The following is a 3,443-nucleotide window of genomic DNA, read 5'->3' as shown; positions in this document are numbered from 1 at the left end:
ACACCATTTGGTACGTCAGCTTGAATAGGCCGCGCGCTCAAAATCGCTCAACAATCCGACAGCTTCTTTATCCACGAACGGAAGGAACTGCATCATGATCGTGGCGCAGGTTCCGCGCTTCGGATCGATCCAATAAAACGTGTTCGCAATTCCGGCCCAGGCCAGGCTGCCGGCCGAGCGGCCAGCCGGATATGCCGCGGTGTTGATCAGGAAGCCGAGGCCCCACCTGTCGACAGCGCCGGGATGCAGATCCACATCACTGGAGCGTGCGGGCTGGAAGGTCTTGAGCTTTCCGGCGCCGAGATCGCCGATTTGATTCGACGACATCATGGCCACTGTTTGCGGCCGGAGAATCTCTTCGCCCTTCGCACTGCGGCCCTTCCTCAGGATCATCTGCATGAACCGCACGTAGTCGCCCGCTGTCGAGTACAGGCCGCCGCCTCCGTTGAATGCGGCAGGAACCGGCGGCAGCGCCCGCATTTCCTGCTGAAGCGATCCATCGGCCTGGCGTTGATGGCGGCTGACCAGACGATCGAACTTCTCCGGCGGAACGATGAACGAGGTGTCTTTCATGGCGAGTGGCTGAAGAATGTTGCGCTGAAAATATTGCTCGAGCGTCAAGCCGCTCACTTTCTCAACCAGCCGGCCCGTCCAGTCGGTGCTGTAGCCGTACTGCCAGCGCTTTCCCGGATCGAACATCAGTGGCACCGACGGCGCAACACCGCTGGGTGCGGCACCGCCGCGCTTTTCATACTCGACCATTTCGCCGCTCCAGGTGTCGTAGCACAGACCTGAGGTATGGGTGAGCAGATGATGCAGCGTCACCGGAGTGCGCGGCGCGCGCAACACCGGTTTGCCGGCGGAATCGTAACCCTCGAGAACGCGCAGCATTCCCAATTGACGAAGATGTTTCGAGACGGGCTCGTCCAGTTTCAGCTTGCCCTGATCCACCAGCTGAAGAGCGGCCGTTGATGTGATCGCCTTGGTCATCGAGGCGATTGCAAAGATCGAGTCCGGCGTGACATCGATACCTGAAGACACGTCGCGTTTGCCGAATGCGCCCTGATACCTGATCTTGTCCGCGGTCGCCACCATTGCGGCAACGGCCGGTATCTTTCTTCGCTGGATGCCCGTCCGGAGAACGTCATCGAGCGGAGATACGGCTGCGCCCAGCGTCCGGGTCTGCAAAGCTAGAGCAGCCGCAGTCCAGGCAAATTCGCGGCGAGTGATTTTTGTCATGCCGGATATCGTAGCGCAAAAAAAGGCCCCCGGAAACCGGGGGCCAGAGTTAATCGATGAAACGACGACCAAAACCCTTCCAGAGGAGATGTCGGCGCTGGTGTATCTTGTAGCAGGAAACGTTCCAAATTCGTAAGCTGTTGAAAATAAATAGTTATAAGACTGAGCGGAGTCAGGCCGGATTAATGGGATGGTTCTTTTCTACCCTTCTTGGGAAGTACGTTAGCCGCAGACGACGCCGATAGCGCTGATGCATCCGCGTCATCTGCAGCTTGCCTTTTACGGCAATGAAAACACGTACAGCCCGTCTTTCTGAACCGGCTGGAACCCCGCTTGCCTCAGGAGTCCGGAAGAGAGACCGCCCAGACCGCCGAGTACAGCGATGTACTGCTTGCCGTTCACAGCGTATGTGATCGTGCTGTTCTGGATCGGGGCGTCGATCTGCGTCTGCCAGAGCATCTTTCCGGTTTCGGCATCGAAGGCATAGAAATTCCGGTCGAGATCTCCCCAGAACACCAGGCCGCCGGCAGTGGACAGCGTCGCGCCGTTGCTTGGAGCTTTCGTATGAAAGAGGTTGGTGATCTGGCCCGTCGTCATGTTCACTTTTTCGATGCCGCCGAAGAAACTCGGATCCGCCATCGCTCGCGGTCCCATCGAACCGACCCGGCGTTCGTTTTTTGTCCCATCCTTTGCTGTCATATCGAGACAGTTATCGTTGAACGGAACATAGAGCGAATTCGTGACGGGGTTATAGGACATCGGCCAATAGCTCTTGGTGTTCCAGAAGCAGATGACGTGATGATCTCCGGGCTTTTTCATTACGAGGTCGTAGTTGATGGTGACGCGGCCGGTCTTCACGTCGATACCGGAAATCAGAAAGTTCGGGTTGTCGTACGGAAATGGATTCGACCACAGGAACTCGCCTGAATTGCGGTCCAGGGCCCAGATTCCTCCGCCTTCACCGACATTGACGGAGACGTCGTGCTGCTCGCCTTTCTTGATTGCCGGGTTGATCCATTTCACATACTGCGGATCCGGGCTGACCGGGGTCCGGAACAGAACTCGTTCGTTGGTGTAGTCCTGATCCCAATCGTCGCCGGGCAGATGCTGGTAATACCATTTCAGTTTTCCGGTTGCGGGATCGAGAGCAACGGTCGAGTTGCTGTACAAATCGGCGGGGGCTGTTTTCGCCGTGCCTTCAGGATCGCCGTTGTGGCGCTCCATGCGTGTGTTCGGCATGGGGTTGGCAATTCCCCAATAGATGACTCTGCGGATAGGATCGAAGGAGCCCATCAAGGCCCAGGTCGAGGCCATGACGTTGTCTGCGGGTCCGCCGGGCCCCCAGGATTCAGAGCCGGGCTCGCCGGGTGCGGGGATATCCTGGAACTTCCATACGGATTCGCCGGTGCGCGCGTCGTTGGCCGCGATGAAACAACTCTCACGCGTGCGGGCGCAGGCGCGGCCGCTGATGACCTTGCCTTCGACGACAATCGGGCCGGAAGTCTGCTGCGCTTCGCCGATTTTCTGCTCCCACCGGACTTTTCCATCCCGCGCGTCGAGAGCGACGATCACACCTTCGGGGGCGGTGTAGTAAATCATGTCCTGGTAGATGGCAATGCCTTTGGTCTTCGACATCCCGGTCGGACGTTTGTATTCCCAGAGCAGCTTGCCGTTGGTGCCGTCGATCGCCTGAATCGCCGATCCGGGCGTCGCCGCATAGATGACACCGCGGTACACGATCGGAATACTCTCCTGCGTTCCGGTTTTCATCTCGGTGGAAAACACCAGCTTCAGCTGCCCGACATTGTCTTTCGTGATCTGTTTCAGAGGACTGTAGCGCTGCGCATCATACGTGCGGCTGAACATAAGCCAGTCGTTGGGACTGGGGTTCGCGAGCATCTCGTCGGTGACGGGGACAAACGCAGGCGTCTGCGCCGTCTGGCTCGCTACGGCGGCAAACATCAGACCCAGGACGGAGAGGACCAGAAAGGAGCGTTTCAGCATTAGTGCCTCCGGTAGCCCGGGAATGTATCACTGGAAAAGGGAAATTGGAAATTCGAGATTCGAAATTCGAGATTCGAAATCCGATTTCAACTTTCCGACCTCCAATTTCAAATTTCCAATAGTGTTCCCTTGGGATATATACTTCGCGTCTTGGGACTTAAACCTTAGGAGGGTATCGCATGCCACGACGCAGCGTGATC

Annotated in this window: 2 protein-coding genes; both read right to left on the bottom strand. The window is 57.5% G+C overall.

Annotated elements, in window-relative coordinates:
* Window positions 1-15: 15 nt before the first annotated feature.
* The gene (locus VGK48_16305) at window positions 16-1,239 is read right to left on the bottom strand and encodes a serine hydrolase domain-containing protein (GenBank protein HEY2382738.1); all 1,224 of its coding nucleotides are present in this window, start codon (window positions 1,237-1,239) and stop codon (window positions 16-18) included.
* 279 nt (window positions 1,240-1,518) lie between these two features.
* Entirely contained in the window at window positions 1,519-3,243 is a 1,725-nt protein-coding gene (locus VGK48_16300; protein HEY2382737.1) for a PQQ-binding-like beta-propeller repeat protein, read from the bottom strand.
* Window positions 3,244-3,443: the final 200 nt, after the last annotated feature.

The organism is Terriglobia bacterium (assembly GCA_036496425.1).
GTDB lineage: Bacteria > Acidobacteriota > Terriglobia > 20CM-2-55-15 > 20CM-2-55-15 > 20CM-2-55-15.
The sequence above is the reverse complement of the archived record's forward strand: the minus strand, read 5'-3'. Positions and strand labels throughout refer to the sequence as shown.

Excerpts from the sequence above, each read along its gene's own strand:
- VGK48_16305 (HEY2382738.1), bottom strand. The coding sequence starts at position 1,239 with ATGACAAAAATCACTCGCCGCGAATTTGCCTGGACTGCGGCTGCTCTA.
- VGK48_16300 (HEY2382737.1), bottom strand. The coding sequence starts at position 3,243 with ATGCTGAAACGCTCCTTTCTGGTCCTCTCCGTCCTGGGTCTGATGTTT.